Annotated in this window: 22 protein-coding genes and 2 pseudogenes; 13 read left to right on the top strand and 11 right to left on the bottom strand. The window is 50.5% G+C overall.

Going from position 1 to position 26692, the window contains the following annotated elements; genetic code table 11:
• Positions 1-60 precede the first annotated feature (60 nt).
• The 3 genes from MPB2EB_RS06515 to MPB2EB_RS06525 form a co-directional block, all read right to left on the bottom strand.
• Entirely contained in the window at positions 61-2997 is a 2937-nt protein-coding gene (locus tag MPB2EB_RS06515; RefSeq protein ID WP_185181534.1) for a ribonucleoside-diphosphate reductase subunit alpha, read from the bottom strand.
• Positions 2998-3390: 393 nt separating this feature from the next.
• A complete protein-coding gene (gene ampD, locus MPB2EB_RS06520) occupies positions 3391-4017 on the bottom strand; it encodes a 1,6-anhydro-N-acetylmuramyl-L-alanine amidase AmpD (protein WP_185182686.1) in 627 nt (208 codons plus the stop codon).
• An 82-nt stretch (positions 4018-4099) separates the two neighbouring features.
• Complete coding sequence (locus tag MPB2EB_RS06525) at positions 4100-4981, bottom strand: inner membrane protein YpjD (RefSeq protein WP_185181535.1); 882 nt, start codon at positions 4979-4981, stop codon at positions 4100-4102.
• A 69-nt stretch (positions 4982-5050) separates the two neighbouring features.
• Between MPB2EB_RS06525 and ffh the strand changes: the two genes are divergently transcribed.
• The gene (ffh, locus tag MPB2EB_RS06530) at positions 5051-6415 is read left to right on the top strand and encodes a signal recognition particle protein (protein ID WP_185181536.1); all 1365 of its coding nucleotides are present in this window, start codon (positions 5051-5053) and stop codon (positions 6413-6415) included.
• Between the two features lie 57 nt (positions 6416-6472).
• On the opposite strand, the gene MPB2EB_RS06535 is transcribed toward ffh, so the two are convergent.
• The gene (locus MPB2EB_RS06535; protein WP_185181537.1) at positions 6473-7069 is read right to left on the bottom strand and encodes a MarC family protein; all 597 of its coding nucleotides are present in this window, start codon (positions 7067-7069) and stop codon (positions 6473-6475) included.
• A 12-nt stretch (positions 7070-7081) separates the two neighbouring features.
• Positions 7082-8860, bottom strand: coding sequence for a proline--tRNA ligase (locus MPB2EB_RS06540; protein WP_185181538.1), 1779 nt, complete (start codon positions 8858-8860; stop codon positions 7082-7084).
• Between the two features lie 109 nt (positions 8861-8969).
• Between MPB2EB_RS06540 and MPB2EB_RS06545 the strand changes: the two are divergent.
• A pseudogene (locus tag MPB2EB_RS06545) lies at positions 8970-9458 on the top strand (RNA pyrophosphohydrolase); the annotation flags it as partial.
• Positions 9459-9529: 71 nt separating this feature from the next.
• Here MPB2EB_RS06545 and proB read toward each other — a convergent pair.
• The 4 genes from proB to rplU all read right to left on the bottom strand — a co-directional run bounded on the left by proB (position 9530) and on the right by rplU (position 12593).
• Complete coding sequence (gene proB, locus MPB2EB_RS06550; RefSeq protein ID WP_185182687.1) at positions 9530-10675, bottom strand: glutamate 5-kinase; 1146 nt, start codon at positions 10673-10675, stop codon at positions 9530-9532.
• On the bottom strand, positions 10659-11765 hold the full coding sequence (gene obgE / locus MPB2EB_RS06555; protein ID WP_185181540.1) for a GTPase ObgE: 1107 nt from the start codon (positions 11763-11765) through the stop codon (positions 10659-10661). The genes proB and obgE overlap by 17 nt, the downstream gene beginning before the upstream one ends.
• A 232-nt stretch (positions 11766-11997) precedes the next feature.
• On the bottom strand, positions 11998-12261 hold the full coding sequence (gene rpmA, locus MPB2EB_RS06560; RefSeq protein WP_185181541.1) for a 50S ribosomal protein L27: 264 nt from the start codon (positions 12259-12261) through the stop codon (positions 11998-12000).
• Between the two features lie 20 nt (positions 12262-12281).
• Positions 12282-12593, bottom strand: a complete 312-nt coding sequence (rplU, locus tag MPB2EB_RS06565) for a 50S ribosomal protein L21 (RefSeq protein WP_185181542.1) — start codon at positions 12591-12593, stop codon at positions 12282-12284.
• Positions 12594-12876: 283 nt separating this feature from the next.
• On the opposite strand from rplU, the gene MPB2EB_RS06570 reads away from it, so the two are divergent.
• On the top strand, positions 12877-13611 hold the full coding sequence (locus tag MPB2EB_RS06570) for a c-type cytochrome (protein ID WP_185181543.1): 735 nt from the start codon (positions 12877-12879) through the stop codon (positions 13609-13611).
• A 172-nt stretch (positions 13612-13783) separates the two neighbouring features.
• A pseudogene (locus MPB2EB_RS06575) lies at positions 13784-14959 on the top strand (cytochrome c); the annotation flags it as partial.
• Positions 14960-14967: 8 nt separating this feature from the next.
• Here MPB2EB_RS06575 and MPB2EB_RS06580 read toward each other — a convergent pair.
• Entirely contained in the window at positions 14968-15801 is an 834-nt protein-coding gene (locus MPB2EB_RS06580; protein ID WP_185182688.1) for a ferritin-like domain-containing protein, read from the bottom strand.
• Positions 15802-15990: 189 nt separating this feature from the next.
• Here MPB2EB_RS06580 and miaB point away from each other — a divergent pair, with 189 nt between their 5' ends.
• From miaB to lnt, 5 genes are all read left to right on the top strand, one after another.
• Positions 15991-17391, top strand: a complete 1401-nt coding sequence (miaB, locus tag MPB2EB_RS06585; protein WP_185181545.1) for a tRNA (N6-isopentenyl adenosine(37)-C2)-methylthiotransferase MiaB — start codon at positions 15991-15993, stop codon at positions 17389-17391.
• Positions 17388-17846 carry an rRNA maturation RNase YbeY gene (gene ybeY / locus MPB2EB_RS06590; protein ID WP_185181546.1) on the top strand — a complete coding sequence of 153 codons (459 nt, stop codon included), beginning with the start codon at positions 17388-17390 and terminating at the stop codon, positions 17844-17846. The genes miaB and ybeY overlap by 4 nt, the downstream gene beginning before the upstream one ends.
• Positions 17847-17859: 13 nt before the next feature.
• Positions 17860-18519 carry a gamma-glutamylcyclotransferase gene (locus tag MPB2EB_RS06595; RefSeq protein ID WP_370576592.1) on the top strand — a complete coding sequence of 220 codons (660 nt, stop codon included), beginning with the start codon at positions 17860-17862 and terminating at the stop codon, positions 18517-18519.
• 70 nt (positions 18520-18589) lie between these two features.
• Positions 18590-19462: an HlyC/CorC family transporter gene (locus MPB2EB_RS06600; protein ID WP_185181547.1), complete on the top strand. Its 873-nt coding sequence runs from the start codon at positions 18590-18592 to the stop codon at positions 19460-19462.
• A 6-nt stretch (positions 19463-19468) separates the two neighbouring features.
• Positions 19469-21094 carry an apolipoprotein N-acyltransferase gene (gene lnt / locus MPB2EB_RS06605; RefSeq protein WP_185181548.1) on the top strand — a complete coding sequence of 542 codons (1626 nt, stop codon included), beginning with the start codon at positions 19469-19471 and terminating at the stop codon, positions 21092-21094.
• Positions 21095-21109: 15 nt separating this feature from the next.
• Here lnt and MPB2EB_RS06610 read toward each other — a convergent pair whose 3' ends face one another.
• Positions 21110-21361, bottom strand: coding sequence for a hypothetical protein (locus MPB2EB_RS06610; protein WP_185181549.1), 252 nt, complete (start codon positions 21359-21361; stop codon positions 21110-21112).
• A 311-nt stretch (positions 21362-21672) separates the two neighbouring features.
• On the opposite strand from MPB2EB_RS06610, the gene MPB2EB_RS06615 reads away from it, so the two are divergent.
• The 4 genes from MPB2EB_RS06615 to glyS all read left to right on the top strand — a co-directional run bounded on the left by MPB2EB_RS06615 (position 21673) and on the right by glyS (position 26672).
• A complete protein-coding gene (locus MPB2EB_RS06615; protein ID WP_185181550.1) occupies positions 21673-22299 on the top strand; it encodes a DUF6088 family protein in 627 nt (208 codons plus the stop codon).
• Positions 22292-23308, top strand: a complete 1017-nt coding sequence (locus tag MPB2EB_RS06620) for a nucleotidyl transferase AbiEii/AbiGii toxin family protein (RefSeq protein WP_185181551.1) — start codon at positions 22292-22294, stop codon at positions 23306-23308. Before MPB2EB_RS06615 ends, MPB2EB_RS06620 begins: the two co-directional genes overlap by 8 nt.
• A gap of 286 nt (positions 23309-23594) precedes the next feature.
• A complete protein-coding gene (gene glyQ / locus MPB2EB_RS06625) occupies positions 23595-24545 on the top strand; it encodes a glycine--tRNA ligase subunit alpha (RefSeq protein ID WP_185181552.1) in 951 nt (316 codons plus the stop codon).
• Between the two features lie 27 nt (positions 24546-24572).
• The gene (gene glyS, locus MPB2EB_RS06630) at positions 24573-26672 is read left to right on the top strand and encodes a glycine--tRNA ligase subunit beta (RefSeq protein WP_185181553.1); all 2100 of its coding nucleotides are present in this window, start codon (positions 24573-24575) and stop codon (positions 26670-26672) included.
• The last annotated feature ends 20 nt before the right edge of the window (positions 26673-26692 follow it).

Genomic DNA, 26692 nt, shown 5'->3' on the forward strand with positions numbered 1-26692 from the left:
CAACTTGCATACAACACTTCTATGCGCTTAAGCAGGTAGCTAAAATGCGCTCATCGTTTTTTATTGGCAAGCTTCACACTCAGCAAAGTCCGCATCGCCCGGCCGCAACATGCACACTGGCGCCGACTCTTGCTCCGTTGGCGCAGAACCATGCGGGTCAGGATTGTCAGGCATCAAAGCCGATACGGCATTCAACGCACCATGCGCCACGGTCGATTTCTCAACATGGGTCGCGGCCATCGTACGCAGATAATAAGTCGTCTTTAAGCCGCGTACCCAGGCGAGTCGATAAATTTCTTCCAGCCGCTTGCCGGAAACACCCGCCATATAAATATTGAGAGATTGCGCTTGATCGATCCATTTTTGCCGGCGCGAGGCCGCTTCAACTAACCATTTAGGATCCATTTCAAAAGCGGTCGCGTACAGCGCACGCAATTCAGTCGGAATGCGTTCAATGCGAGCCAACATGCCATCGAAATATTTCAGGTCGGCGACCATCACTTCATCCCACAGACCGCGCTCTTTCAAATCGCGCACGAGATAATCATTCACTATCGTGAACTCTCCCGATAGATTCGATTTCACATAAAGATTCTGGAAGGTCGGCTCAATACATGCCGACACCCCAATAATGTTTGAAATCGTCGCGGTTGGCGCGATCGCCACACAATTTGAATTGCGCATACCGTGCTGCGCAATACGGCTACGCAACACCTCCCAGTCAAGCGAACTCGTTTGATCGACTTCGACATAGCCGCCACGTGCCTCAGCCAACAGTTTCAGTGTGTCTTGCGGCAAAATCCCCCGCTCCCATAATGAGCCCTGATAGCTTGAGTAACAGCCACGCTCAGCGGCCAACTCAGTCGAGGCCCAATATGCGTAGTAACACACGGCTTCCATTGAACGATCCGCAAATTCAACCGCAGCCTGCGAAGCATATGGATGGCGCAATAAATGCAAACAATCTTGAAACCCCATGATGCCAAGCCCTACTGGCCGGTGCTTCAAGTTTGAATGGCGAGCTTTTTGCACCGCGTAATAGTTAATGTCAATGACATTATCGAGCATACGCATCGCGGTTTGAATGGTCTTTTTCAGCTTATCGTGATCCAGTTCTAAGCTGCCATCCGCGTGCTGTCTAAGGTGTGCCACTAAATTGACTGAGCCCAAATTGCATACCGCAATTTCGCTCTCATTAGTATTGAGCGTAATCTCTGTGCACAAATTGGATGAATGCACAACGCCAATATGCTGCTGCGGGGAACGGATATTGCACGGATCTTTAAATGTAATCCAAGGATGCCCCGTTTCAAATAGCATCCCTAGCATTTTGCGCCACAATTGAATCGCGGGCACTTTTTTAAAAAGTTTAATCTCGCCGCGCGCAGCTTTTTCCTCATAGCCTACATAAGCGGCTTCAAATTCAGCACCAAATTTATCATGCAAATCTGGGCAACTGGAAGGGGAAAACAAAGTCCAATCGGCCTCTTCCTGCACCCGCTTCATAAACAGATCGGGAATCCAGTTCGCGGTATTCATATCGTGCGTGCGACGGCGATCATCCCCGGTGTTTTTGCGTAACTCAAGAAACTCTTCAATATCTAAATGCCAAGTTTCTAGATACGCACATACCGCGCCTTTACGTTTACCGCCTTGATTCACAGCGACCGCAGTGTCGTTCACCACTTTTAGAAAAGGCACCACCCCTTGCGACTTGCCATTTGTGCCTTTGATATGCGAGCCTAACGCGCGTACTTGCGTCCAATCATTGCCCAAGCCGCCGGCAAACTTTGACAATAAGGCATTTTCTTTTAATGCCTCATAAATACCGTCCAGATCATCCTCTACCGTCGTGAGATAACAGGATGATAATTGCGCGCGCCGCGTCCCTGAATTAAAGAGGGTTGGGGTCGAACTCATGAAGTCAAATTGAGACAACACATGGTAAAACTCAATAGCCCACGCTTCGCGCTCAATTTCATTCAGAGCAAGCCCCATTGCCACTCGCATAAAGAAGGCTTGTGGCAACTCAATGCGCCGCCCTTCATGGTGCAAAAAGTAGCGATCGTAGAGCGTTTGCAGTCCGAGATAGCCGAACTGCAAATCGCGGCTAGCATCAAGCGCTGCCCCGAGTTTTTCTAGATCGAACTGTAATAACTTCTCATCCAGTAGCTCCGCTGCAACGCCCCGTTTAATAAATTGCGGGAAATATTCGGCATAGCGGGTGGCCATTTCGGCAGACGTCACTTCTTCAGCAAGCACTTCACGGCGCACCGTGTGCAACAAAATACGCGCGGTTACCTGGCTATAGGCCGGATCTTTTTCAATCATGGTGCGTGCAGCAAGAATTGCCGAATCATAAACTTGGCTAAGCGGCACCCCATCGTAAAGATTTTTAATGGTTTCCGTTACAATTGGCTCGGCCTGCACCGCACTGCCTAAATCAGCGCAAGCAGAGGCAATCAACGCTTTTAGCTCCGACAAATCGAGCGGTCGCATCGAATCCCCCTCTGTCACACGGATGCTTTCTTCCATGCTTGGCTGCGCCTGAGCGCTCAGCGAACGCTCCTGCGCCCGCTTCTCGCGATACAAGACGTAGGCACGCGCAACGTTATGCTCGCCAGCGCGCATCAGCGCAAGCTCTACTTGATCTTGAATATCCTCGATATGGAACGTGCCGCCAGCCGGCCGACTACGTAGCAGCGCGCGCACCACATGTTGCGTGAGCTGCGTGACTTGCTCACGCACGCGCGCGGAGACAGAGCCCTGCCCTCCGCCCACTGCCAAAAAAGCTTTAGTCATCGCAACTTCGACTTTAGAGGGCTCAAATCCCACCACGGCGCCATTGCGACGAATCACCTTATAGTCAGCTAAAGTGTCACTCTGCGCAGGCAAAGCCAGAGCAACATTTTGACTGGGTGGCAGGCCTGGGTGGTGAGCGGAACGATCCAGCGGCTCGTCCGCTCCGGTTGCGGTTTTATAAGCGGTAGTTTGCATCGGCAAAACTCCTAATCGATTGAATGAAAGCGCGGCAGAACCGCGGCTGAAAATAAGCAGCGGCCTTCAAAGCGATACGTCTTTGCATCTACGCATGAAGGCCGGAAAATACACAAAACACGGATCCAGCATGGATTAATACGGTGTTTAAACCATGAGTTGGCGCGCATTGCAGAGTGACTAGAATACAGATAAAACACAATATATAGTGTCAAGAAAAATCTGGAATACTAAGTATAGTGAATTTATTAGGCACTGGACACCATTTTATTTTTTATTTACGTCCTTGACTTTTTTAATTTGCGTCATCTAGCCAAATGAGCGATTCAATCTCATCCCCTGCTGCGCGCTAAGCTCGTCATTCTCTGTGCCGGGCTCACTTTCATCATGTGGTCAGCACCCATTTAACCGCTGATAAGGAAAATAGTCATCCGTCAGACCGCTCAAATCGCGTAAACACCGCCAATCAAAATGAGGTCCCGGATCCGTCTTGCGTCCTGGAGCAATATCTTCATGCCCGACCAGTGCGCCAATCGGGTAGCGGTCAATCAGTACTTTAACCAACTCCGCAAGCCTAGAATATTGGCTCTCTTCAAAAGGGACCGTATCGGATCCTTCAAGTTCAATCCCGATCGAAAAATCATTACATCGCTCGCGCCCAAAGAAATTAGACGAACCCGCGTGCCAGGCGCGATCCTCGCAGGAAACAAATTGCTGCAATGCGCCGTTACGCCGAATCAGAAAATGCGTAGATACGCACAAACCTCGTATCTTTTCATAATAAGGATGGGCCGCGAAATCAAGTCGATTGCAAAATAAATCCTCGATCTGCGATCCGCCAAATTCATCTGGCGGTAAGCTGATGTTGTGAATCACAATCAGCGTCGGCGTCATGCCAAGCGGCCGCTCATCAAAATTAGGCGAAACTTGCACATCCGTTATTTCAATCCAACCTTGCTCATTAACAATCAGCGGCGTATTCACGCATTGTCCTTTAGCATTGGGTTGAGTTTTATTCATGAACCATAAGCGCTTGAGTGGGCGCTGCCGCATCTGGGTTGGGCCACGAGTCCGCGCGCGCCATTGAGCAAACCCTCATCAACTATGCCACTCGGCGCGGCAATAGCACTTCAAATACAAAATGGCTTCCGACATAAGCCAATAAAAGTGTCACAAAGGCAGCTAAGATCCAACGTAATACGACACGACCACGCCAGCCATAAAATCTTCGGCCGATTAACATAACGCCAAACATGGCCCACGATAAACAGGCAAAAATCGTCTTATGATCAAAGCGCAAGGCGCGCTCAAAGAGCTGCTCACTAAAAAGAATACCTGACAGCAAAGTCAGCGTCAGCAGCACAAACCCGGCCCCCATTAAGCGAAATAATAATTTCTCAAGCGTCAGCAAAGGGGGCAATGAATCAAGCCAATTGCCAAACCAATTTTGTTGCGGCGCGGTGCAACGAAGCGGCGTGCCTGCTATACGATGCAATCTGCGCTCAACCAGCAGCATGAGCAATGCATGGAGCGCCATCAGGGCGAGCAAACCATAGGCAACATTCGCCATGACAAAATGCAATTTGAACAATGGCGTAGCTGCATAAGGCAATAAACGCACGCCACCAAATGCCAGCGGCAATAACGCGGCCAGACCGGCCAGCGGCAGCGCCAATAAAACCAAACCTTCTAGCTCAAAAAAGAAGCTTTCAAGCCAGTAAATACCCATGCCAAGCCATAACATGGCAGATACCGCAAAGGCAAAGCCAAAAATCATTGCATCGGACAAAAAGATCGTGGTGTATAGTAGCCCCCCATGCGCGCTTAATGCGCCTGCCAGCAATAGACGCTCGCAGCTCCAACGCGGCTGCGCTGGCAAGCTACTATATTCAGCGATACCCTTTTGACGCCAATGCTGGCGCCAAGCTACGGACGCGAGGCCGCCATAGAGCGCCGCTGTCAACACGTACAGTACAATAGTCATAACTTAAGTTTACCTGAGTCGCCCATTTCTCAAAAGTTGTTTGTAAATACTACCGTTCACCTTGCTTTTATGTTCGATACCCTCACTCAGCGCATGACGCGCATTGTTAAAACGCTGCGCGGCGAAGCCCGTTTAACCGAAGCAAATACCCAGCAAATGCTGCGCGAGGTGCGCCTGGCTTTACTTGAAGCCGACGTTGCATTGCCCGTAGTGCGCGCTTTAACCACCCGCATCAAAGAAAAAGCCCTGGGCGCCGAGGTGCTTGACAGCTTAACCCCAGGCCAAGCGTTAGTTGGCGTGGTGCAACGTGAACTCACGGCGATCATGGGCGGCGATGAGACCAACCAGACTAGCGAGTTGCAACTTGCCGTCAAACCGCCTGCAATCATTTTAATGGCCGGCTTACAAGGTGCGGGTAAAACCACTACTGTGGGTAAGCTAGCCAAGTTTTTACGCGAAAAACAGAAAAAAAAGGTTCTGACCGTTTCATGCGACATTTATCGACCTGCCGCCATGGCTCAGCTCAAAACCGTGACCGAACAAGCTCAGGCAGATTTTTTTTCAGCCCGACCTGAACAATCGGTACTTGAAATTGCGCAGGCTGCGCTCAATTGGGCGCAACACCACTATCACGATGTGCTCATCGTCGATACAGCGGGCCGCTTAGGCATTGATGAAGCAATGATGCAAGAAATCGCTGCTCTACATGCCGCTTTAAACCCTGCTGAAACCCTATTTGTGGTTGATGCCATGCTCGGGCAAGATGCGGTGAATACCGCTCAAGCTTTTAATACGACACTGCCGCTCACAGGCATTATTTTAACCAAACTCGATGGCGATGCGCGGGGTGGCGCAGCTTTATCCGTGCGTCATGTTACGGGTCGGCCGATTAAATTTGTCGGTGTTGGCGAAAAACTTGACGGCCTTGAGACTTTTCATCCAGATCGCATGGCGAGCCGGATTCTCGGCATGGGCGACCTATTTGCTTTGGTTGAGCAAGCCCAACATAAAGTGGATTTGCACGCTGCGCAACAGCTCGCCGATAAAGTTAGAAAAGGAAATTTCACCCTCGATGATTTTAAAGCACAGCTCTCGCAAATGAAAAATATGGGCGGCCTCTCATCGCTACTCGACAAATTGCCTGCGCAATTCCAAGCCACCAACAATCCACAGAAAATGAATCAAGCCGAAGGCCAAGTGCGCCGGATGGAAGGCATGATTAATGCGATGACCCCACTTGAACGCCGTAAGCCCGAGTTGCTTAAAGCGAGCCGCAAACGCCGCATCGCCACGGGTTCGGGAGTTCAAGTGCAAGAACTCAATCGAATGTTGGCGCAATACGATCAAATGCGCACTATGATGAAAAAGCTTAAGGGCGGTAACTTAGCGAGCATGATGCGCAATCTAAAGGGCATGCTGCCAGGAATGCGCTAAGCGCCAAGAACGTCTTGCACGCTAGCCTTGGGCGTTCAACCCAAAGCTAGCCTAGCTTCAAAGTTGGCGAATAAAAGTCCGCATTCCAGCCAATATCATTTCGACCGAAATCGCAATTAACACCAACCCCATCAAACGCTCCAACGCGATCACGGTACGCGCCCCCATCAGACGTTGAATCCGTTCAGCTAAAATCAACACAAACGCACAAGCCACCATGGTGACCGTCAGTGCGCCAATCCATTCGATGGTCTGTCCAGGCCCCTGAGAAGAGAGCAACATCACCGTCGCCATCGCAGAGGGTCCAGCCAGAGCGGGAATCGCGAGTGGCACAATCAGCGGTTCGCCCACCACCTCCAAATTCATCCGATCGTCTACTGCCGGAAAAACCATACGCAGCGCGATTAAAAACAAGATAATGCCGCCCGCCAATTGCAACGATATGTCCGTCAAATGCAGCAAACGCAAAAAGTGTTCGCCCAGCAGCAGAAAAATCAGCAACGTTATAAAAGCAATGGCAACTTCACGCAATACGACCCGCCCCCGTCGCTCAGTCGCAACATTGCGCAGCGCGTTAATAAAAATCGGAATATTGCCCAGCGGATCAACAATCAAAATCAATAAAATAGTCGCTGTCAAAAAATCATATTGCACAATCTTTTCCTTTTAATCTTTAAGTGCTGCTTGAATCTTAGCGGCGACAATGTCTGCTGCCGCTAAACTATCCAACAACGTCGATTGGGCCTCTCGCCGCCCTTGATATTCATACTGGTTCTCTTTAAGGCTACGCTCGCTAATCACCAGCCGGTGCGGCACGCCGATCAGCTCCCAATCAGCAAACATGACCCCTGGACGCTCGCCGCGATCGTCTAAAATGACGTCAATGCCCAGCTCAAACAACCTTGCATATAAGCTTTGCGCCGCCGCCCGCACCGCTTCGCTACGCTCATAGCCAATCGGGCAAATCACCACCTCAAACGGCGCCATCGCCTCCGGCCAGATAATGCCGCGCGCATCAGAATTTTGCTCAATGGCCGCGCCAAGAATGCGGGTAATGCCAATTCCATAACACCCCATCACTAAGGGCTGCGCTTTCCCCGCTTCATCCAGGTAGGTCGCACCCAACGCCTGTGAATAACGGGTGCCTAGCTGAAAAACGTGCCCTACCTCAATGCCCCGGCAAATGGCTAGCGCGCCCTTCCCATCTGGCGCAGGATCCCCCGCCACGACATTACGCAGGTCAGCCACCATCGGCTCTGGCAAATCACGCCCCCAATTCACTCCCGTTAAATGAAAGCCTGCGTCGTTCGCCCCAACGATAAAATCGCTCATCATAGCGACCGTCCGATCCGCCAATACCTTGACCGGCTTTTGCATACCAAGCGGCCCCAAATAGCCTGGCGTTGTGCCAAAGCATTCGATAATTTCCGACTCACTCGCCAAACGATAGCCTGTAGCGCCTGGCAGTTTGCTCAATTTCACTTCATTTAGGGTATGGTCACCACGCAATAGCAGCAACCAGATTTGCAGCGCCGCAGCGCGATTCTGGTTAGCGGTGGGCGGATTAGCCTCAGCCTGCGTGGGGGCATCAATCGCCAGCACAATCGATTTAACCGTACGCTCAAGCGGAACACCCAGCAGCGCTGCGACATTTTCACATTTTACTGCATCCGGTGTAGCCACTTTAGTCAGGCTTTCTTGCGGCGCTGCGCGTTGCTCAATTAATGGCAGTGCATCAGCGGCTTCCACGTTGGCAGCGTAGTCTGAGGTTGGGCAATAAGCAATGCTGTCTTCTCCAGTTTCGGCAATCACATGGAATTCATGCGAGCCGGACCCGCCGATCGAACCATTATCAGCCGCCACAGCTCGAAACACGAGACCAAGCCGCTTAAAAATACGTTCATAAGCCGCATACATTTTCTGATATGAACGCTCTAGGCCAGCATTATCCGGGTCAAATGAGTAAGCATCTTTCATAATAAATTCGCGGCCGCGCATCACGCCAAAGCGTGGTCGGATTTCATCACGAAATTTGGTTTGGATTTGATAAAAATTCACAGGCATTTGCCGGTAACTTTTAATTTCTTTACGGGCAATATCTGTGATGACTTCTTCATGCGTAGGCCCAATCACAAAATCGCGCTGATGGCGGTCTTTCAAGCGCAGCAACTCTGGCCCATATTGCGCCCAACGCTGTGATTCTTGCCATAATTCAGCCGGTTGCACAGCGGGCATAAGCAATTCCAGGGCCCCGGCTCGATTCATCTCCTCACGGACAATCGCTTCGATTTTACGCACTGAACGTAAAGCCAGTGGCATATAGGTATAGATACCACCCGCGATACGCCGAATCATGCCAGCACGCAGCATAAGCTGATGACTGACAATCTCCGCATCAGCAGGCGCATCTTTAAGTGTATGGATAAAAAAACGTGAGGCCTTCATCTAATTTCCCAGCAGTAGGGTTAAAAACAAGCGCAATGAACTAAGGATCGTACACTACGCCTGCGATTGTTTATAATCGCGTTATTTTAAAGGATTCAAGGGTAGTTGTATGCTGGATCACGATGGCTTTCGTTCAAACGTCGGCATCATTCTCTTAAACGCACGCAATGACGTGTTTTGGGGCAAACGGATCCGCGAGCATTCTTGGCAATTCCCGCAAGGCGGCATCCACTATGGCGAAACTCCAATACAAGCAATGTATCGAGAGTTATATGAAGAAATTGGCCTAAAACCTGAACATGTCAAAGTCCTCGGCCGCACACGCGACTGGTTGCGTTATGAGGTGCCAGACAAATATATTAAACGCGAAGCGCGCGGCCATTACCGTGGGCAAAAACAAATTTGGTTTTTGTTACGCATGGTCGGGCGTGACTGCGATATTTGCTTACGCGCCACTGGGCACCCAGAATTCGACGCCTGGCGCTGGCATCAATATTGGGTGCCACGCGAGGCGGTGATTGAATTTAAACGCGAAGTGTATCAACTAGCGTTAGTTGAATTAGCACGCTTTATCCATCATTTGCCAGCACGCGCAGAGACTCAGCCAATCGATGCGACACCACCAGCGCTAGCAGAAAATGGCCGTCAGCCTTCGCGCAGCGGATCAGGTTAGCTCAATACAAGATTGTCTCGATGAATCAGCTCAGGCTCCAGCATATACCCTAAGACCGCTTCAATTTCGCTACTGGGTCGACGCTGAATGAGCCGCGCTTCGGCACTACTATAATTGGTGAGTCCACGCGCCACTTCTTGGCCCGCTGGACTTAAACACGCAATCACTTCACCGCGCGCAAACACGCCTTGTACTTGCAAAATACCGATTGGCAGCAAGCTTTTCCCTTCTTGCTTGAGCTTAGTGCATGCGCCATCATCCATCACCACATGACCGCGCACCTGCAAATGATCCGCCATCCATTGTTTACGCGCAGCCATGCGCGGCGTGCGCGCAGTCAGTTGAGTGCCAATAGCTTCACCCGCTGCAAGCCTGGTCAGTACCTCGGGTTCGCGTCCACTGGCAATCACTGTGCATGCACCACTATGCGCGGCGCGCTTAGCAGCGAGTATTTTAGTCAGCATGCCACCACGGCCAAGCTGCGTTCCAGCACCCCCAGCCATGACTTCAAGAGCCGGATCACCCGCCTCTGCAACCGCAACGAAAGTCGCATTTGCGCCTTGCCGCGGGTCGGCGGTATACAGACCACGCTGATCCGTCAAAATGATCAGCGCATCCGCTTCGATCAGATTGGTGACTAAAGCGCCTAGTGTATCGTTATCGCCGAATTTAATTTCGTCGGTAACGACGGTATCGTTTTCATTAATAATCGGTACCGCTCCTAGCCGCAGCAGAGTCAGCAGAGTCGAACGAGCATTTAAATAACGTTCACGCTCGGCCAAATCAGCATGCGTCAAAAGAATCTGCGCGCTACGCAACTGGTGCGCGTTGAAATGGCTTTCATACGCTTGCGCCAACCCGACTTGGCCGACCGCCGCAGCAGCCTGCAATTCGTCGATCTCACGCGGACGGCGGCTCCAACCAAGCCGTTGCATCCCTTCGGCAATCGCGCCTGAACTCACCAGTACAACCTCTTTGCCAAGTCTGCGCAAGCCCGCGATTTGCTCAGCCCAGCTCCGCATCACACCATGGTCGAGTCCACGCCCGTCATTGGTCACCAGGCTTGAGCCCACCTTAACCACCAAGCGTTTGGCAACCACAACCACCGGCTGCGGCGAAGTAGGCTTAGAGAGGGCCTGCATCGTCGGCATCGCTTGATACCCCATCCCGAAAACGCGCATCCAGCGCCAGTTGCGCGGCTTCAGCAGCACGGCCAGCAGGACCATACTTTGCAAGATAATCATAAACGGCGTAAGTCAGTGCTTCACAACCCTGCCCATTTAGCGCAGAAATGCCAAATACCGGCCCTTCCCAGCCAAAACGTTTCACAAATTCGGCAATCCGTGCCGCGCGCAAATCGTCTGGCAGCATATCAATTTTGTTAAGCACTAACCAACGCGGCTTAGCATAAAGCTCCGCATCGTATTTACGCAGCTCATTCACAATCGCCCGCGCTTCTGCAACCGGATCCACCCCTTCATCAAACGGCGCTATATCCACTAAATGCAATAACACGCTAGTGCGCTGCAAATGCCGCAGAAAACGATGACCGAGTCCCGCCCCTTCAGCAGCCCCCTCAATCAAACCTGGAATATCGGCAATCACAAAACTTTTACTAGGGCCAACCCGCACCACGCCTAAATTAGGCGCAAGCGTGGTAAATGGATAGTCCGCTATTTTTGGCCGAGCATTGGAAACTGAAGCGATAAAAGTCGATTTACCCGCATTCGGCATACCTAATAGACCGACATCCGCCAGTACTTTCAGCTCCAGGCGAAGCAGGCGATATTCGCCTTCCTTGCCCTCGGTTTTTTGGCGTGGCGCACGATTCGTGCTCGATTTAAAATGGAGGTTACCTAACCCTCCACTCCCACCCTTGGCAAGCGTGACGCGCTGTTCATGTTCCGTCAGATCAGCAATGGTTTCACCGGTGTTAAGATCCGTGATGATCGTACCCACGGGCATCCGCAGCGTAATATCTTCGCCGCTTTTTCCATAACAATCAGCGCCCCGTCCGTTTTGACCTCTGCCCCCCTGATGCTTTTTAGCATAGCGGTAATCAATCAAAGTATTAATGTTACGGTCGGCAACCGCGTAGATACTGCCACCGCGTCCACCGTCGCCCCCATCTGGCCCGCCAAATGGGATGAATTTCTCGCGTCGCATTGATGCGCTGCCATTACCACCATCGCCACCGAAGGCTTCTATCTTTACTTCATCAATGAATTTCATTGCTTTTATTCAATCCACTTTAATGACCTATTTACCTAAAATAGGTTTACAAATCCATTGTAGTTCTAATTGGCCATAGTTTGCACAATTTGGTCCACCTGCACCGCACAGGACAACCCGCTAGAGTCTGCATCTGCCGCGGATTATTTGGGCGCATTAACGCAAAAGGCCCCGCTTGCTGGCGGAGCCTTTTACATTGAGCCGGAAAAACCGGATGATTACGTGTTCTGCGTTAAGCAGCTACGGCAACCACGTTGACCATCTTTTTGCTCGCTTTACCTTTAATCGTGAAGCATACGTGGCCATCAGTCAACGCAAACAGCGTGTGATCTTTACCAATGCCAACATTCTCGCCTGGATGCATACGCGTACCGCGCTGGCGCACAATGATGCCGCCTGCATTGATTGCCTGGCCGCCGTATACTTTGACGCCAAGCCGTTTTGATTCTGAGTCGCGGCCATTACGTGATGACCCGCCTGCTTTTTTATGTGCCATGAATAACTCCTTAGACCGCTTTAACCGTTAATTGCGTCAATGCGCACTTCAGTATAGTTCTGCCGATGGCCAGCATGCCTTTGATAATGCTTGCGACGGCGCATTTTGAAGATGGTGACCTTCTGATGCCGCCCTTGGGCAACCACGGTAGCCTTGACGCTAGCTCCACTCACCAGCGGCGCGCCGAATCGGATTGATTCGCCTTCGCCAATTGCTAATACCTGGTCGAAAGTCACTTCTGCGCCAATGTCTGCCGGTATCTGTTCTATTTTCAATTTTTCGCCAGCTGCAACTTTATATTGCTTACCACCGGTTTTTATGACCGCGCACATTGTGTACCTCATGAATAAATTAAACGTTTATTTAGTTTCTCCGCCTTTTTTGAACGCGAAAAAAGCGCTATTGTAGCGCGATTTGAAAACGGAGTCAAAAAGACCCATTAGGGCCGACTGTCGGGCACGTTAGTTCATGTCCGCTTCCTCTTTTATAAAAAAACCTTAGGCTCATCCACCACAACCTATTTAGCAACTGAATCACTCAATGATAAAATACCCGTCACAAAGAATTATCATACCCGTGGGCTAGGTCAAATCTAGCCTACCCCTGTTGATACAAATGGAGTCCCCGGTGGCTTTAAAACATATTTTTCACCGCATCTTAGCGGCCTTGCTAGTCAGTAGCGGCGGGTTATTCAATAGCGCATACGCTGAGCTTTCCACGCCCCAAGCCCCAGATACAATTGCTGCGCGCGTACAAGCCTGCGCGATCTGCCACGGCAATCAAGGGGAAGGTACCGACAATGATTACTTCCCTCGGTTAGCCGGCAAACCAGCCGATTACCTATACAATCAATTGCAACATTTTCGTGAGGGACGGCGTAAATATGCGCCGATGAATTACCTCGTAACCTATCTTTCTGACGATTATCTACGAGAAATCGCAGTGTATTACGCCAACCTGCATCCACCTTACCCAGTGCCTGAGCCTTCCAATTTACCGCTGTCACAGCTTGAACGCGGCCGGCGGATTGCCCTGAATGGAGATTCGGCTAGAAACGTACCCGCTTGCATTGCCTGCCATGGCGCAAAACTGACGGGAGCGGAACCCGCCATTCCAGGTCTAGTGGGCTTACATGCTGATTACATCAGTGCCCAGCTTGGCGCATGGCGCTCTGGGGTACGCCATGCGGCTGCGCCCGATTGCATGCATACGATTGCGATCCAACTCTCTGACGCCGATATTCGCGCTGTCTCCACCTGGCTTGCGCTACAACCAGCGCCACCCGATGCCACTCCCGCTCCAGCAGGCTCGCTCAAACTGCCGCTCAACTGCGGCAGCCAGCCTCACTGAGTTAAAAGCGCACTTTTAGAAAATCAAGGAACTCAGCATGCAACGCAAGACCTTATTTGGATTGTTAGCCGGCGCAGTAGCAGCGCTTATATTCATTACAGCGCTTGTGCTGCTTCCCACATTCTGGCAAAACAGCAAACCGGCGGCTCATCATAACGCGCCCACTATAGCGCCCGAGAAACAGGCGGAATTGATCGAGCGCGGTCACTATCTTGCGCGCGCAGGTGATTGCATCGCTTGCCATACGGTACGCGGCGGCCAACAGTTTGCCGGTGGCCTTCCTATGCCTACGCCATTTGGTACGCTGTATACACCCAATATCTCCCCTGATGATGAAACCGGGATCGGTACTTGGAGTTCAGACGATTTTTATCGCGCAATGCACAACGGGCGCTCCAAAGACGGCAGCTTGCTCTACCCCGCCTTTCCGTTTACCAGCTACACGAAGGTTACTCGCGACGATTCCGACGCAATCTACGCATATCTCCGTTCAGTGCCCGCGATTAAGCAACCGAACCGCCCTAATGAGATGCGCTTTCCGTTCAATAATCGTAGCCTCTTAATCGGGTGGCGCACGCTTTTTTTCTCTGAAGGAGATTTTCAACCCGATCCAAAGCAATCCGTTGAATGGAATCGCGGCGCGTATCTGGTTGAAGGCTTAGGTCATTGCGCAATGTGCCATACCAGCATTAATGCACTGGGTGGTTCCGACCAAAGCGCAGCCTTTGGCGGGGGGTTAATCCCGTTGCAGAATTGGTATGCCCCTTCATTAACCTCAAACAAAGAAAGCGGGCTTGGCGATTGGAATCTCCAGCATATTGACGATCTGTTAAAAACCGGCGTCTCGCAACGCGGTGCCGTCTTTGGGCCGATGGCTGATGTCGTGCATAATAGCTTGCAATATCTGTCTGATGCAGATATTCGTGCGATGTCGGTGTATTTAAAAGCACTGCCACAAAAGGGCGAGCCGCCTGAACCTGTGCAGCTCGTTACCTCGGCGACATTTGGCGCAAAGCTGTTTGCACAAGGCGAAAAAATCTATGGACAACAGTGCGCAAGCTGCCATGAAGCAGACGGGCGCGGGCAACCCCCAGCCTATCCACCGCTAGCGGACAATCAGTCGATTCAAATGCACTCAGCGGTTAACCCCATTCGGATGGTGCTCAATGGCGGCTATCCGCCTTCTACGACCAATAATCCACGCCCATACGGAATGCCGCCTTTTGCTCAGCATCTGTCTGATGAAGAAGTCGCGGCGGTGGTCACCTATATCCGCATGGCTTGGCACAACCACGGTACGCCAGTATCGCCGCAACAAGTCAATGACTTGCGCTCGGCGCCACTCTAAAAAGAGGCTTAGCGAAAAAATAGATGTTGCGTGAGCTTGGTCAGTGGATAATGCACGCTTGGCAGAATGCGCGCTGGCAAATCAAGCGGCTTAAGCAACATCTTCAAGCACATATCCGCGGATAGGTGACGGCGTACTAGTTTATTGACGCGCGTATTCATTTGCCGCGCATAAGCTAAGTCGCCCACCTGCTGCGGATAACGGATCGCCAGCACATGGCGCAAAGCAATTTCCGTATCATCATTACGAATTTCTAAGAGCCGCCGCACCAGTGCGCGCAACACAGCCCAACGGCTATTTCGCTCAATTTCGTTATATTTCTTAAAATATTTGAAGAAGTATTTATAGTGCCGCACTTCATCTGTGCGGATATTATGGGTGATTTCTTTCAGCACCGGCTCATTTGAGCATTCATTGATCGCTCGATACAGCGTAGCCGTGCCAGTTTCAACGACACAGCGCGCTACCATCTCAAGGGCGTGGGTTTTCTCGAATTCATCTACGGTGCACAATTTAGAATATTCAGCAAAGAAATTCGCAAATGCACGATCCCAGTCAAATTGCGGCCAAACATGGTTTATATACGCCTTAAGTGCGCGCCCATGCTGCAATTCTTCATGCTCCCAGTGCACCCTAAGCCACTCGGATACCTCAGCATCTTCGCCAAAGTAATCGACTAAATTCTTGGTATATAAATCAGAGCCGCTTTCAATAAACGATGAAGCGCACAACAAGAGCATCAACTCTTCACTGCCTCGCACAGCGGTATAATTAATTTGACTGAAGTCAATATCCTCAACGCGCCACGGCAACGTCACAAGATCAACTTCATCAGGGTGTATTCTTTGACTCTCCAAAATCCGACTCCTCTACTTTATTTAAACCAATAGACAGATATAATACGCGTTTTGTGCAAATATGCTCTGGTGCGGCCGCGTTATCCATCTCTAGTTTAGTTCATGTATAAAAAACGCAGTTAGACGCCAGCTCTAACCGCCCCCAGTTTTTACCTCTGAGAACGGCGCCCTTTTATGAATAAGAAAGTCTATATTAAAACTTTCGGCTGCCAGATGAATGAATATGATTCTGACAAAATGGCCGATGTGCTAACAACTGCAACCGACCTTTTCGAGCACGGATTGGTTAAAACAACCTCAGCCGAAGAGGCCGATATTATTTTATTTAATACGTGTTCAGTCCGCGAGAAAGCGCAAGAGAAGGTTTTCTCAGACCTTGGCCGCGCACGCATCCTAAAAGAAGCCAAACCGGAACTTATTATTGGTGTCGGCGGCTGCGTGGCAAGCCAAGAAGGTAAAGCGATTGTAGCCCGCGCGCCTTATGTCGATCTGGTCTTTGGCCCACAGACACTACATCGACTACCCAGTATGATCGAACAACGCCGTCGCACAGGCCGCGCTCAGGTCGATATTTCATTTCCAGAAATCGAAAAATTCGACCATCTGCCACCGGCTCAAGTAAACGGCCCAAGTGCTTTTGTGTCGATTATGGAAGGGTGTAGCAAATATTGTAGCTACTGTGTTGTACCCTATACCCGCGGCGATGAAGTCTCGCGGCCATTGCCTGATGTCTTAACTGAAATCGCTGGCCTGGCTGAACAAGGCGTACGTGAGGTCACCCTGCTAGGCCAAAATGTGAATGCTTATCGGGGGCTTTGGCAAAGCCCCCTGGGCGAGCCTAAAGCAGCCTCCGCAGCGGAAGCCGAGCACTTTGAAACCGCGGATTTTGCTACTTTAATTGAATATGTTGCCGAAATTCCCGGCATTGAGCGCATCCGCTTCACAACGTCCCACCCCAAAGAATTTAGCCAACGCTTAATTGATGCATATGCCAGTACGCCTAAGCTGGTCAATCACTTACATTTACCGGTGCAACACGGCTCTGATCGGATTCTGGCCGCCATGAAGCGCGGCTATACTGTACTTGAATATAAATCCATTGTGCGTCGCTTACGTGCGATTCGCCCTAATATTTCACTTTCGACGGATTTTATCGTCGGCTTTCCAGGCGAAACCGAGACAGATTTTAAGCAATTGATGGCATTGGTTGACGAAATCGGCTATGACACGAGCTTTTCATTTATTTATAGCCCCCGTCCTGGCACCCCAGCCGCCAATCTAGCGGATGACACGCCACATGAAGTTAAGTTGGCACGTCTGCAACACTTACAAGCGGCAATTGAAGCCAATGCCAAAAAGATCAGCGCTACCATGGTCGGCACGACCCAATCCATATTAGTTGAAGGGCCATCGCGCAAAAATCCGGCGGAGCTTTGCGGGCGCACAGAAAATAACCGTGTCGTCAACTTTCCCGCGCCACTTCATACGCATCACCGTTTAATTGGGCAAAGCATTGAGCTAGTCATTGAAGACGCTTATACGAATTCGCTGCGCGGGAAAGTTGTGACATCATGAAACGCGCCCCTCGCCTACAACTTACCGTACAATTCGTTGCCAGCAACAGCGTATCGCATCAAGCGCTACTGCCGCGCACCACGCTCATACACTGGATTAAGACCGCACTTTTTGCGGATGCCGTTTTGACGTTACGCTTGGTTGACGAAGAAGAAGGCAGAATGCTAAATCGCACTTGGCGCAACAAAGATTACGCAACGAATGTTTTGACTTTTAATTATGCAGAAAACCTGGGTGACCCAGTCACTGCCGACCTGGTGCTATGCTGTCCAGTCATTGAGCAAGAGGCCAGCGCGCAAAAAAAACCGCTTGTGGCCCATTACGCCCACCTGATTGTGCACGGGGTTTTGCATGCGCAAGGTTATCAACACGACGCTGACGAGGAAGCGTTGATTATGGAAAATCTGGAAACTGAACTACTGAACAAACTTGGCTTTGATAACCCATATTGCTAAATAAATATTGCAAATGATGAACCAACTAGGCAATGCGCCCGCTACGCCAGCTTACCCATCACTGCTTGGCGAAGTCTGCCCGCTCACCCATGAAGAATTAGAGCATTCGCTACATACTTCGATAAAACAATGGGATCGAACTTCCGACCTCTGGCTTTTCGCCTATGGTTCGCTGATCTGGAAGCCTGATTTGCCCGCTGCTGAATCATGCAATGCCCGCGTTTATGGCTACCATCGGGGCCTATATTTGTGGTCCTGCCTCACTCGCGGCACGCCACAGATCCCTGGCCTCGTGCTAGCGCTTGACCGGGGCGGCTCATGCGCTGGCCTGGCTCTTAGAATCGCTACCGATGGCGCAATGCCTTATTTAGAAAAATTGTGGCAACGCGAAATGGCGATGGGTTCGTACCGTCCCGTTTGGCTCTCTTGCCAACTCGAAGATGGCCGCCGTGTACGCGCCCTCACCTTTGCTATGCAGCGCAATAAACCCACTTATGCTGGACGCCTACCAGATCATATGGTACGTACCGCTTTTGAACATGCCCAGGGCCACTGCGGCACGACGCTTGATTACGTAGCGCGTACGGTTGAGGCACTCCGCGCGAGCGGCATCCCTGACCGGACGTTGGAAGCGCTGCTCAAGCGTTGCCAATGTAAAAAAGCCGAGTACTAGTGTATCCTTTTAGCTTCTTATTTTTACGATTCTTACTTTTACGCGTAGCCTATAGCTGCAACGCATCCCTATGAACGATGTCTCCCCCAGTCGTAAACTCACCGGCAAACCTCGCTCATTGCTTGAGCGTCTAACGGATCTTATTTCTCCTGGACCTGATTCGCGTAGCGAGCTACTCGAAGTCCTCCAAGAGGCGCATAACCGCAATCTAATCGATGCAGACTCGCTTTCAATGATCGAAGGCGTCTTTCAAGTAACTGATTTATGCGCGCGCGATATTATGGTGCCACGCGCACAAATAGACGCGATCAATATTGCGCATAGTCCAGAAACCTTTATCCCCTTCGTGCTTGAAAAAGAGCATTCGCGCTACCCGGTCTATGAAGGCAATCGGGATCACGTAATCGGCATTCTACTAGCGAAAGATTTACTGCGCTTTTATGCCGAAGAGGATTTTGATGTCCGCGGGATGCTGCGCCCGGCGGTTTTTATTCCTGAATCAAAGCCTCTTAATGTGCTACTGCGCGATTTTCGAGTAAACCGCAATCATATTGCAATTGTGGTTGACGAATATGGCGGTATCGCCGGCTTAATCACCATCGAGGATGTGCTCGAACAGATCGTTGGCGATATTGAAGATGAATACGATTTCGAGGAAGAAGAAGATAATATCATTGGCTCACCAGAGGGCCGCTGCCGTGTCCGTGCTCTGACTGAAATTGCGCAATTCAATAAATTCTTTGGCACGCAATATAGTGATGAAGAAGTCGATACGATTGGCGGCTTGATTACCCATCGCTTTGCGCGTGTCCCACATCGTGGCGAAACGGTGCGCATTGATAACCTGATCTTTGAAGTTTTGCGTAGCGACGCGCGCCAGGTTCATATGCTGCTTGTGCGCCGTACATCGCAGACGGCCCCATCCGAGGCTGAACCCTATTAAGCCCTCATGGCTGGCAGTTGCCGCACGTTAATTCCAATGCTACCAGCTCAAGCACGCGCTACGCCAGATTGGCAACAGCCCTGGCCTCTCCTAGTCGCGATCTTGGCTGGGCTAGCCCATACTTTGTCATTCGCTCCTACCCCATATGGGGGCTGGCTTGAAATCGCCACGCTGACCTGGTTTTATACACTGATTGCCTATAGGCGTACGCTATGCGCCACTTTAGTCAGCGCCTGCGCCTTCGGTTTTAGCCATTTTGCGAGCGGCGTGTTTTGGCTCTATATCAGTATGCACGTTTATGGCGGCATGCCCGCTATCATCGCGCTCACAGCCCTGATTTTATTCGCTTTGTATCTAGCCGCCTGGCCGACCTTAGCGGCGGCCTTATGGTATTTTTGCAGTGCTACACGCTCAGATATAATGGCAGCGCCCCCCTCTATTCACTGGCGCAGTAGCCTAGCGTTTGCCAGCGCATGGGCTCTTAGCGAATGGTTGCGCGGCGTGATACTCACAGGCTTCCCATGGCTAGCCAGCGGTTATGCGCAAGTTGCGGGTCCGTTCGCGGGTTATGCCGCGGTCATCGGCGTTTATGGGGTAGGTTGGCTGCTGGCTTTTAATGCCGCACTCATAGGACAAATGCTCATAGCTGCATTTAAGCGAGGCAAATGGGTTCTGTCTGCGCCTTTGATAATATTTGTCACATGCATAACCGGCGGCAGCGCCGCCACCAAAGTGGCTTGGACAAATCCAGCCCCTCACGCACCTCTTACCGTACGTCTTCTGCAAGGGAATGTACAGCAAGAAATCAAATTTGAGCAGCAAGGCGTTGACATGGCGATTGCACTCTATCAAGAACTTATCACGGCTCAACCGGCTGACTTAATCATCACCCCCGAAACTGGAATCCCTGTCTTAGAGCAAGATATACCCGAATCTTTTGCCTACACGATACGAGATTTTGCTGACAAAACGGGTTCAGCCATTATTTTTGGCGCAGCTGGTGCAACTCTCACGCCCACAGGTCCCGTTGATTTGACCAATAGTTTGTTTGGAGTTACCCCACGCTCACCGATTCTTTACCGCTACGACAAACACCACCTCGTACCATTTGGCGAATTCATTCCGTGGGGCTTTCACTGGTTTGTTGCATTGATGAAGATCCCTCTAGGTGATTTCGCGCGCGGACCCGCCATCCAACAGCCTTTTTTCGTTGGCGCGCAACCGCTAGCGCTCAATATCTGTTACGAAGATATTTTCGGCGAAGAAATTGCCCGCACTTTGCGCCAAACACCAATACCAGCAGGCATCCTCGTCAATGCAACCAACCTCGCCTGGTTTGGTGACACCATTGCGCTTGACCAGCACTTACAAATTGCACAAATGCGCGCACTTGAAACCGGCCGCCCAGTGCTACGCGCAACCAATACCGGGGCAACCGCAATCATTGGCTATGATGGCCGGGTTGAGAAAAAATTAACGACCTTCAGCATTGGCTCACTTGAAGCGCGTGTGCAGGGCAGGGTCGGAGTTACGCCCTATATTACTTATGGGAATATGCCCGTATTGGTTGTTTCGCTTCTGCTACTCGCGATTTTTGCAGCACAACGTATCAAGATGCTGTACATCCGCTGATACGGCGCTTTAATACTAAAAAACCTCATCAAGAGTTTGCGCCATAAAAATACGTTCGCCCCATTGGCGCAAAGTATCTACATCGGCTTCATCCAATTTCTGCAGATAAGGTTCAGCTAAGTTTTTAAACTTACACTTTAGCTGGGCTAGCAACAAATTACTCAACATCTGCCGGTTTTCTTGCCGGCCTTTTTCAATCCCTTCTTTAAGTCCTTCTTTAAGCCCTTGCTCCATACCGATACGTTCAGCACTCGTAATATATTCCACTTCCGACTCCTTCTCGAATTGTTTAATTGAACTATTATAGATAATTTCAAACTCTTTGGGTAATGTTAAGATCGCATCAATAAACCGATAAAGGTTGAGTATGCGCTCGCGCGCTAAGCCTTTTTGGTAAAGAAAACGCGTTAACGGTCAGCATGCGTGTGCAATGGAGTAAGACACGCTGACACACCATGTGCGTCTGGAGGAAAAAGCCTGCCATACCTATTCCTCAGCGGCTAGTTTTGTAATCAATGAGGTTACTAGAAAGGTGATTATCCTTTCAATTTGTCAGAAATACATGTATATTTTCATACATGAATACGACTATCAAAACCGTCAAATTGATTCGCCAGTGCATCGAGAGAATACCGCTCGGAGAGCCTTTTACCCCGAACATTCTCTTGGCATACGGTACACGTGCAGCTGTCGATCAAAATCTTTCCAGGCTAGTTAAAGCTGGAATCATCGAACGCCTAACTCGTGGTGTCTATGCGCGCCTTGAAGTGAGCCGCTTTGTAGGCAAAGTAATGCCAGAGCCGATGAAAGTAGCAGAAACGATTGCCAAAACTCATGGCGCTGTGGTCCAAGTTCATGGCGCAGAAGCTGCGCGCAAATTGGAGCTAACTACCCAAGCTCCGATTCAAACGGTATTTTCCACATCCGGTCCGTCCAGGCGGATTCAAATAGGTACGCTAGAAATTCGTTTACAGCATGTTTGTCAGCGCAAGTTGGCTTTGGCAGGCCGGCCAGCTGGATTAGCTCTAGCTGCGATGTGGTATCTCGGCAAGAAAGAAGTTACTCTGTCCTTGATCGAGAAAATCCAACGTAAACTATCAAGCGAAGAATTCGAGATACTCAAATCCGCGGCCAGCGTCATGCCTGCATGGATGAGTAACGTTATGTCTCAATATAGAAAACGCGTAGTAAGTTTATATGCCTAAATCTTTTTTGCACCTTTCTCCTACCGAGCAATCTCAAATTTTGCGTGGCCTTGCTGCGCAATTATCTCGCGCGCCTAACATTCTTGAAAAAGACGTATGGGTGTGTTGGGTTTTGCAAGCTCTGTTTACTATGCCTGATAGGCTGCCTATGGCTTTCAAAGGTGGCACTTCGCTGTCTAAAGTTTTCGGGGCGATTGCACGGTTCTCTGAAGACGTGGATATCACACTCGACTATCGCGGCTTAGACGGCGTTTTTGATCCATTTGCTAAGAATGTATCCAAAACCAGACTGAAAAAATTTAGCGATGAACTCAAAATTTTTGTACGTGATCATGTTCATCACATCATAGCGCCGTATTTTCATAAGAAACTCACCGCGGAATTCAACCCAGGCAGCTATAAAGTTACCGTCAGCGATGATGGCGAGCAACTGCGCGTGTACTATCCAACCGTGTTTGAGACTCCTGGTAGCTACATTGGTAATAGTGTGCTGATCGAATTCGGCGGACGGAACATTACTGAACCCAATGAAGAACATGAAGTACAGCCAGATATTGCAAAGCACATTGCCGCACTCGATTGCCCCTACGCTCAGGTAAAGGTGCTATCGCCTATGCGCACGTTTTGGGAAAAAGCTACGCTGATGCATGTGGAATGTCAGCGTGGTGAATTTCGATCTAATAGCGAACGCCTGTCGCGTCATTGGTACGATCTAGCCATGTTGGCCAACCTTGCAATCGGGCAGAACGCATTGGCAGATCGTGGTTTGCTGGCGGATGTGATAAAACATAAAAAAGTTTTCTATAACACTAGCTATGCCAACTATGACGCTTGTCTTGTTGGCCAATTACGCTTACTACCGAACGAAACGGCCCTACCCGCATTACGTCAAGACTTTCAATCTATGATTGGTGCAGGCATGTTCATAGGAAACCCACCCTCTTTTGACACCATTATCGATTGTTTGCGTGCTTTAGAGAAGGTTATCAATAAGGACGGGAGAAAGTAGAACGGATGGTTATATAGCTGCGGTACCTAGCTGTTGCAACCTGCAATCAGCGCGATTTCCGACCCGAAATAACTGCAACTGACGGAGCATCCAAACCCACATTAACTGAAACTTAGCCTGCATTTATCCGAGTTAACCTTGTATTTGAGTTAAGCAAAAATCGCCAAGCCAAACAATAAACGTTAAAATCTAACGTTTTAGCTTACCTGCGGCAAAGCCCGCTTAGCATAGTGAGTTTTGCGCTTTTCTAAGCCCCCTGCTTATATACGAACGCCCGGATTTTTAAATGCTTACTTTTCAGCACATCATCATGACTTTGCAAACATATTGGGATGCACAAGGCTGCGCCTTGTTGCAACCCTATGATATGGAAGTAGGCGCGGGCACCTCGCACACGGCTACCTTTTTGCGCGCCATCGGCCCCGAGCCTTGGCGCGCAGCTTATGTCCAGCCATCACGCCGCCCTAAAGATGGCCGCTATGGCGAAAATCCAAACCGCTTACAGCATTACTATCAATATCAAGTGGTGTTAAAACCCGCGCCAGAAAATATTCTGGACTTATATCTTGGCTCACTTAAAGCGCTCGGGCTTGACCTCACCCAAAATGATGTACGTTTTGTGGAAGACGATTGGGAGAATCCGACCTTAGGCGCCTGGGGTTTAGGCTGGGAAGTCTGGCTAAATGGCATGGAAGTCACACAATTTACTTATTTCCAGCAAGTAGGCGGTCTTGATTGTAAACCCGTGTTAGGAGAAATCACTTACGGTATCGAACGGCTCGCGATGTATCTGCAACAAGTCGAAAATGTCTACGATCTGGTTTGGACTGAACAGCCCAAACCCGCACTGGCTAGCGCTGACCCCAACGGCACTCAAAATCAACCCCATAGACTGACCTACGGCGATGTTTTTCATCAAAATGAGGTGGAGCAGTCCAATTACAATTTTGAACAGTCGAATGTCGAACTGCTCTTTAGCTTCTTTAGTCATTATGAAACAGAAGCAAAACGCCTGATTCAAGTCCAACTAGCGCTACCCGCGTATGAAATGATTATGAAGGCCGCCCACACGTTTAATTTACTCGATGCGCGCGGCGCGATTTCAGTGACTGAGCGAGCCGCCTATATGGGCCGCATCCGTGCCTTGTCTCGACAAATTGCGCAAGCTTATTATGATTCTCGTGAGAAACTGGGCTTCCCAATGCTTACGCGCACTCCCATTTCAACCTCGGCCTAAGTAGGCCATGTATTCATTCCCGTCCCCATGAGTCAATCCGCTACCCATACTTTACTCATTGAACTGGTCACCGAGGAGCTACCACCCAAAGCGCTGGTGCGCCTTGCTGATGCATTTGCCAATGGCCTAGTTGAAAAACTTAACGCATCTGACCTGATTGCTGGGACGCCTGATTTTGAGTCGCATGCAAGCCCACGCCGTTTAGCGGTAGTGATCCGCCAAGTTCGCAGCGCCGCCCCTCCTAAGCGCGTGCGCCAGAAAATCCTGCCCATCTCCATTGCACTTGATGCGGCTGGACAAGCGACCCCCGCTCTCACTAAAAAACTCACTAAGCTCGGTATTGCCGATTTAACGTTAGCAGAACTTGAGCGTGCCCTCGATGGTAAAACCGAAGCACTCTTTCTAAACCATACCGTACCTGGCGCCGTGCTAAGCGAGGCGTTACAAATAGCACTGAATGAGACCTTAGCGCAGCTTCCGATCCCCAAAATGATGCGCTATCAAGCTTCTGATGGTTCTTTCGTACAATTTGTGCGGCCGGTACATAAGCTGCTGGCGTTACATGGCGCAACTGTGGTGCCAGTCAGCGCTCTCGGGCTTAAGGCCGGACGCACAACGTTAGGGCATCGATTTTTGTCAACCCATGAAATCACTCTCATGGACGCGGATGCTTATAGCAACACACTCAAACAAGAGGGCCGAGTACTCACACACTTTGAGACCCGCCGCGCAACCATCCGCAGCCAACTCCTTGAACAAGCTGGCCCAGCACACATTAACCTGCCCGAGTCTTTACTCGATGAAGTCACCGCACTCGTCGAATGGCCCGCCGTGTATTTATGCCACTTCGATCCGGCATTTCTTGCAGTACCGCAAGAATGCCTGATTTTGACCATGCAAACAAATCAAAAGTATTTTGCGCTCACCGATGCCAACGGCTCCCTCCAAGCGCGCTTTTTAGTCGTGTCAAATCTAGAAACCACCACTCCTGAGAAGATTATTCAAGGCAATGAGCGCGTTGTGCAGGCGCGCCTGGCCGATGCAAAATTCTTCTTTGAACAAGACTGCAAAAAGCCGCTTAGCGAGAAGGTAGCGCAGCTTGCTAACGTGATCTACCACCATAAACTAGGTTCGCAATTACAGCGCGTAGAACGTATCGAAGCCATCGCCACAGCCCTTGCTTCCCAACTGAAAGCCGACCCTGTACAGGTGGCACGCGCGGCACGCTTGGCGAAAGCGGATTTATTAACCGCGATGGTGAATGAATTTCCCGAGCTGCAAGGCACCATGGGGCAATATTATGCGCGCCACGACGGCGAACCTATGGAAGTGGCGCTTGCCTGCGCCGAACATTATCGGCCACGCTTTGCCGGCGATACCTTGCCAACTTCAATCACGAGCACAATCGTGGCGCTTGCCGATAAACTTGAGACCTTGGTGGGCATCTGGGGCATTGGGCTGGCGCCGTGTGGCGACAAGGATCCGTTTGCCTTACGCCGTCACGCACTCGGGATCTTGCGTATCGTGCTGGAAAAAGCCTTGCCACTCGATCTGGCGCAACTTTTACGCGCGGGTTTCGCGTCATTTGCTTCTGTGCCAGAAGTCACCGATCCAAGTGCTGAGCTATTGGTTTTCTTGCTAGACCGGCTACGCGGTTTATTACGCGAGCGCGGCTATCACGCCAATGAAATCGAAGCGGTACTGAGCCATGCGCCAACGCGTATTGACGATCTACCGGCACGACTTGAAGCCGTGCGCGTATTCGCTGCACTGCCGGAAGCACAGGCGCTGGCTGCGGCCAATAAACGCATTACCAATATTTTGAAAAAATCGGCCGAGCCCACTGCCGCAGTACAGCCGACCTTACTTATTGAAGCCGTCGAAAAAGATCTCTATGTGCAACTCGAAGCCCTCACGCCATTGATCCAAACACAGTTAAGCGCCCAACAGTACACTCAAGTACTGATCACGCTGGCTCAATTGCGCACCAACGTCGATTCATTCTTTGATAAAGTGATGGTGAATGCAGAAGATAGCGCTTTGCGGACGAACCGACTCGCGCTGCTAACGCAGCTCTGGACCCTCATGAATTGCGTGGCGGACCTTTCAAAACTGGCTACCGGGTAGTCGATGAAATATCTACTGGT

This window comes from Mycoavidus sp. B2-EB (assembly GCF_014218255.1).
GTDB lineage: Bacteria > Pseudomonadota > Gammaproteobacteria > Burkholderiales > Burkholderiaceae > Mycoavidus.

What these genes read in the sequence shown, in the direction of transcription:
- MPB2EB_RS06515 (WP_185181534.1), bottom strand. Translation starts at nt 2,997, where the DNA reads ATGCAAACTACCGCTTATAAAACCGCAACCGGAGCGGACGAGCCGCTG.
- ampD (WP_185182686.1), bottom strand. Translation starts at nt 4,017, where the DNA reads ATGAATAAAACTCAACCCAATGCTAAAGGACAATGCGTGAATACGCCG.
- MPB2EB_RS06525 (WP_185181535.1), bottom strand. Translation starts at nt 4,981, where the DNA reads ATGACTATTGTACTGTACGTGTTGACAGCGGCGCTCTATGGCGGCCTC.
- ffh (WP_185181536.1), top strand. Translation starts at nt 5,051, where the DNA reads ATGTTCGATACCCTCACTCAGCGCATGACGCGCATTGTTAAAACGCTG.
- MPB2EB_RS06540 (WP_185181538.1), bottom strand. Translation starts at nt 8,860, where the DNA reads ATGAAGGCCTCACGTTTTTTTATCCATACACTTAAAGATGCGCCTGCT.
- proB (WP_185182687.1), bottom strand. Translation starts at nt 10,675, where the DNA reads ATGCAGGCCCTCTCTAAGCCTACTTCGCCGCAGCCGGTGGTTGTGGTT.
- obgE (WP_185181540.1), bottom strand. Translation starts at nt 11,765, where the DNA reads ATGAAATTCATTGATGAAGTAAAGATAGAAGCCTTCGGTGGCGATGGT.
- rpmA (WP_185181541.1), bottom strand. Translation starts at nt 12,261, where the DNA reads ATGGCACATAAAAAAGCAGGCGGGTCATCACGTAATGGCCGCGACTCA.
- rplU (WP_185181542.1), bottom strand. Translation starts at nt 12,593, where the DNA reads ATGTGCGCGGTCATAAAAACCGGTGGTAAGCAATATAAAGTTGCAGCT.
- MPB2EB_RS06570 (WP_185181543.1), top strand. Translation starts at nt 12,877, where the DNA reads ATGGAGTCCCCGGTGGCTTTAAAACATATTTTTCACCGCATCTTAGCG.
- miaB (WP_185181545.1), top strand. Translation starts at nt 15,991, where the DNA reads ATGAATAAGAAAGTCTATATTAAAACTTTCGGCTGCCAGATGAATGAA.
- ybeY (WP_185181546.1), top strand. Translation starts at nt 17,388, where the DNA reads ATGAAACGCGCCCCTCGCCTACAACTTACCGTACAATTCGTTGCCAGC.
- MPB2EB_RS06595 (WP_370576592.1), top strand. Translation starts at nt 17,860, where the DNA reads ATGATGAACCAACTAGGCAATGCGCCCGCTACGCCAGCTTACCCATCA.
- MPB2EB_RS06600 (WP_185181547.1), top strand. Translation starts at nt 18,590, where the DNA reads ATGAACGATGTCTCCCCCAGTCGTAAACTCACCGGCAAACCTCGCTCA.
- lnt (WP_185181548.1), top strand. Translation starts at nt 19,469, where the DNA reads ATGGCTGGCAGTTGCCGCACGTTAATTCCAATGCTACCAGCTCAAGCA.
- MPB2EB_RS06615 (WP_185181550.1), top strand. Translation starts at nt 21,673, where the DNA reads ATGAATACGACTATCAAAACCGTCAAATTGATTCGCCAGTGCATCGAG.
- MPB2EB_RS06620 (WP_185181551.1), top strand. Translation starts at nt 22,292, where the DNA reads ATGCCTAAATCTTTTTTGCACCTTTCTCCTACCGAGCAATCTCAAATT.
- glyQ (WP_185181552.1), top strand. Translation starts at nt 23,595, where the DNA reads ATGCTTACTTTTCAGCACATCATCATGACTTTGCAAACATATTGGGAT.
- glyS (WP_185181553.1), top strand. Translation starts at nt 24,573, where the DNA reads ATGAGTCAATCCGCTACCCATACTTTACTCATTGAACTGGTCACCGAG.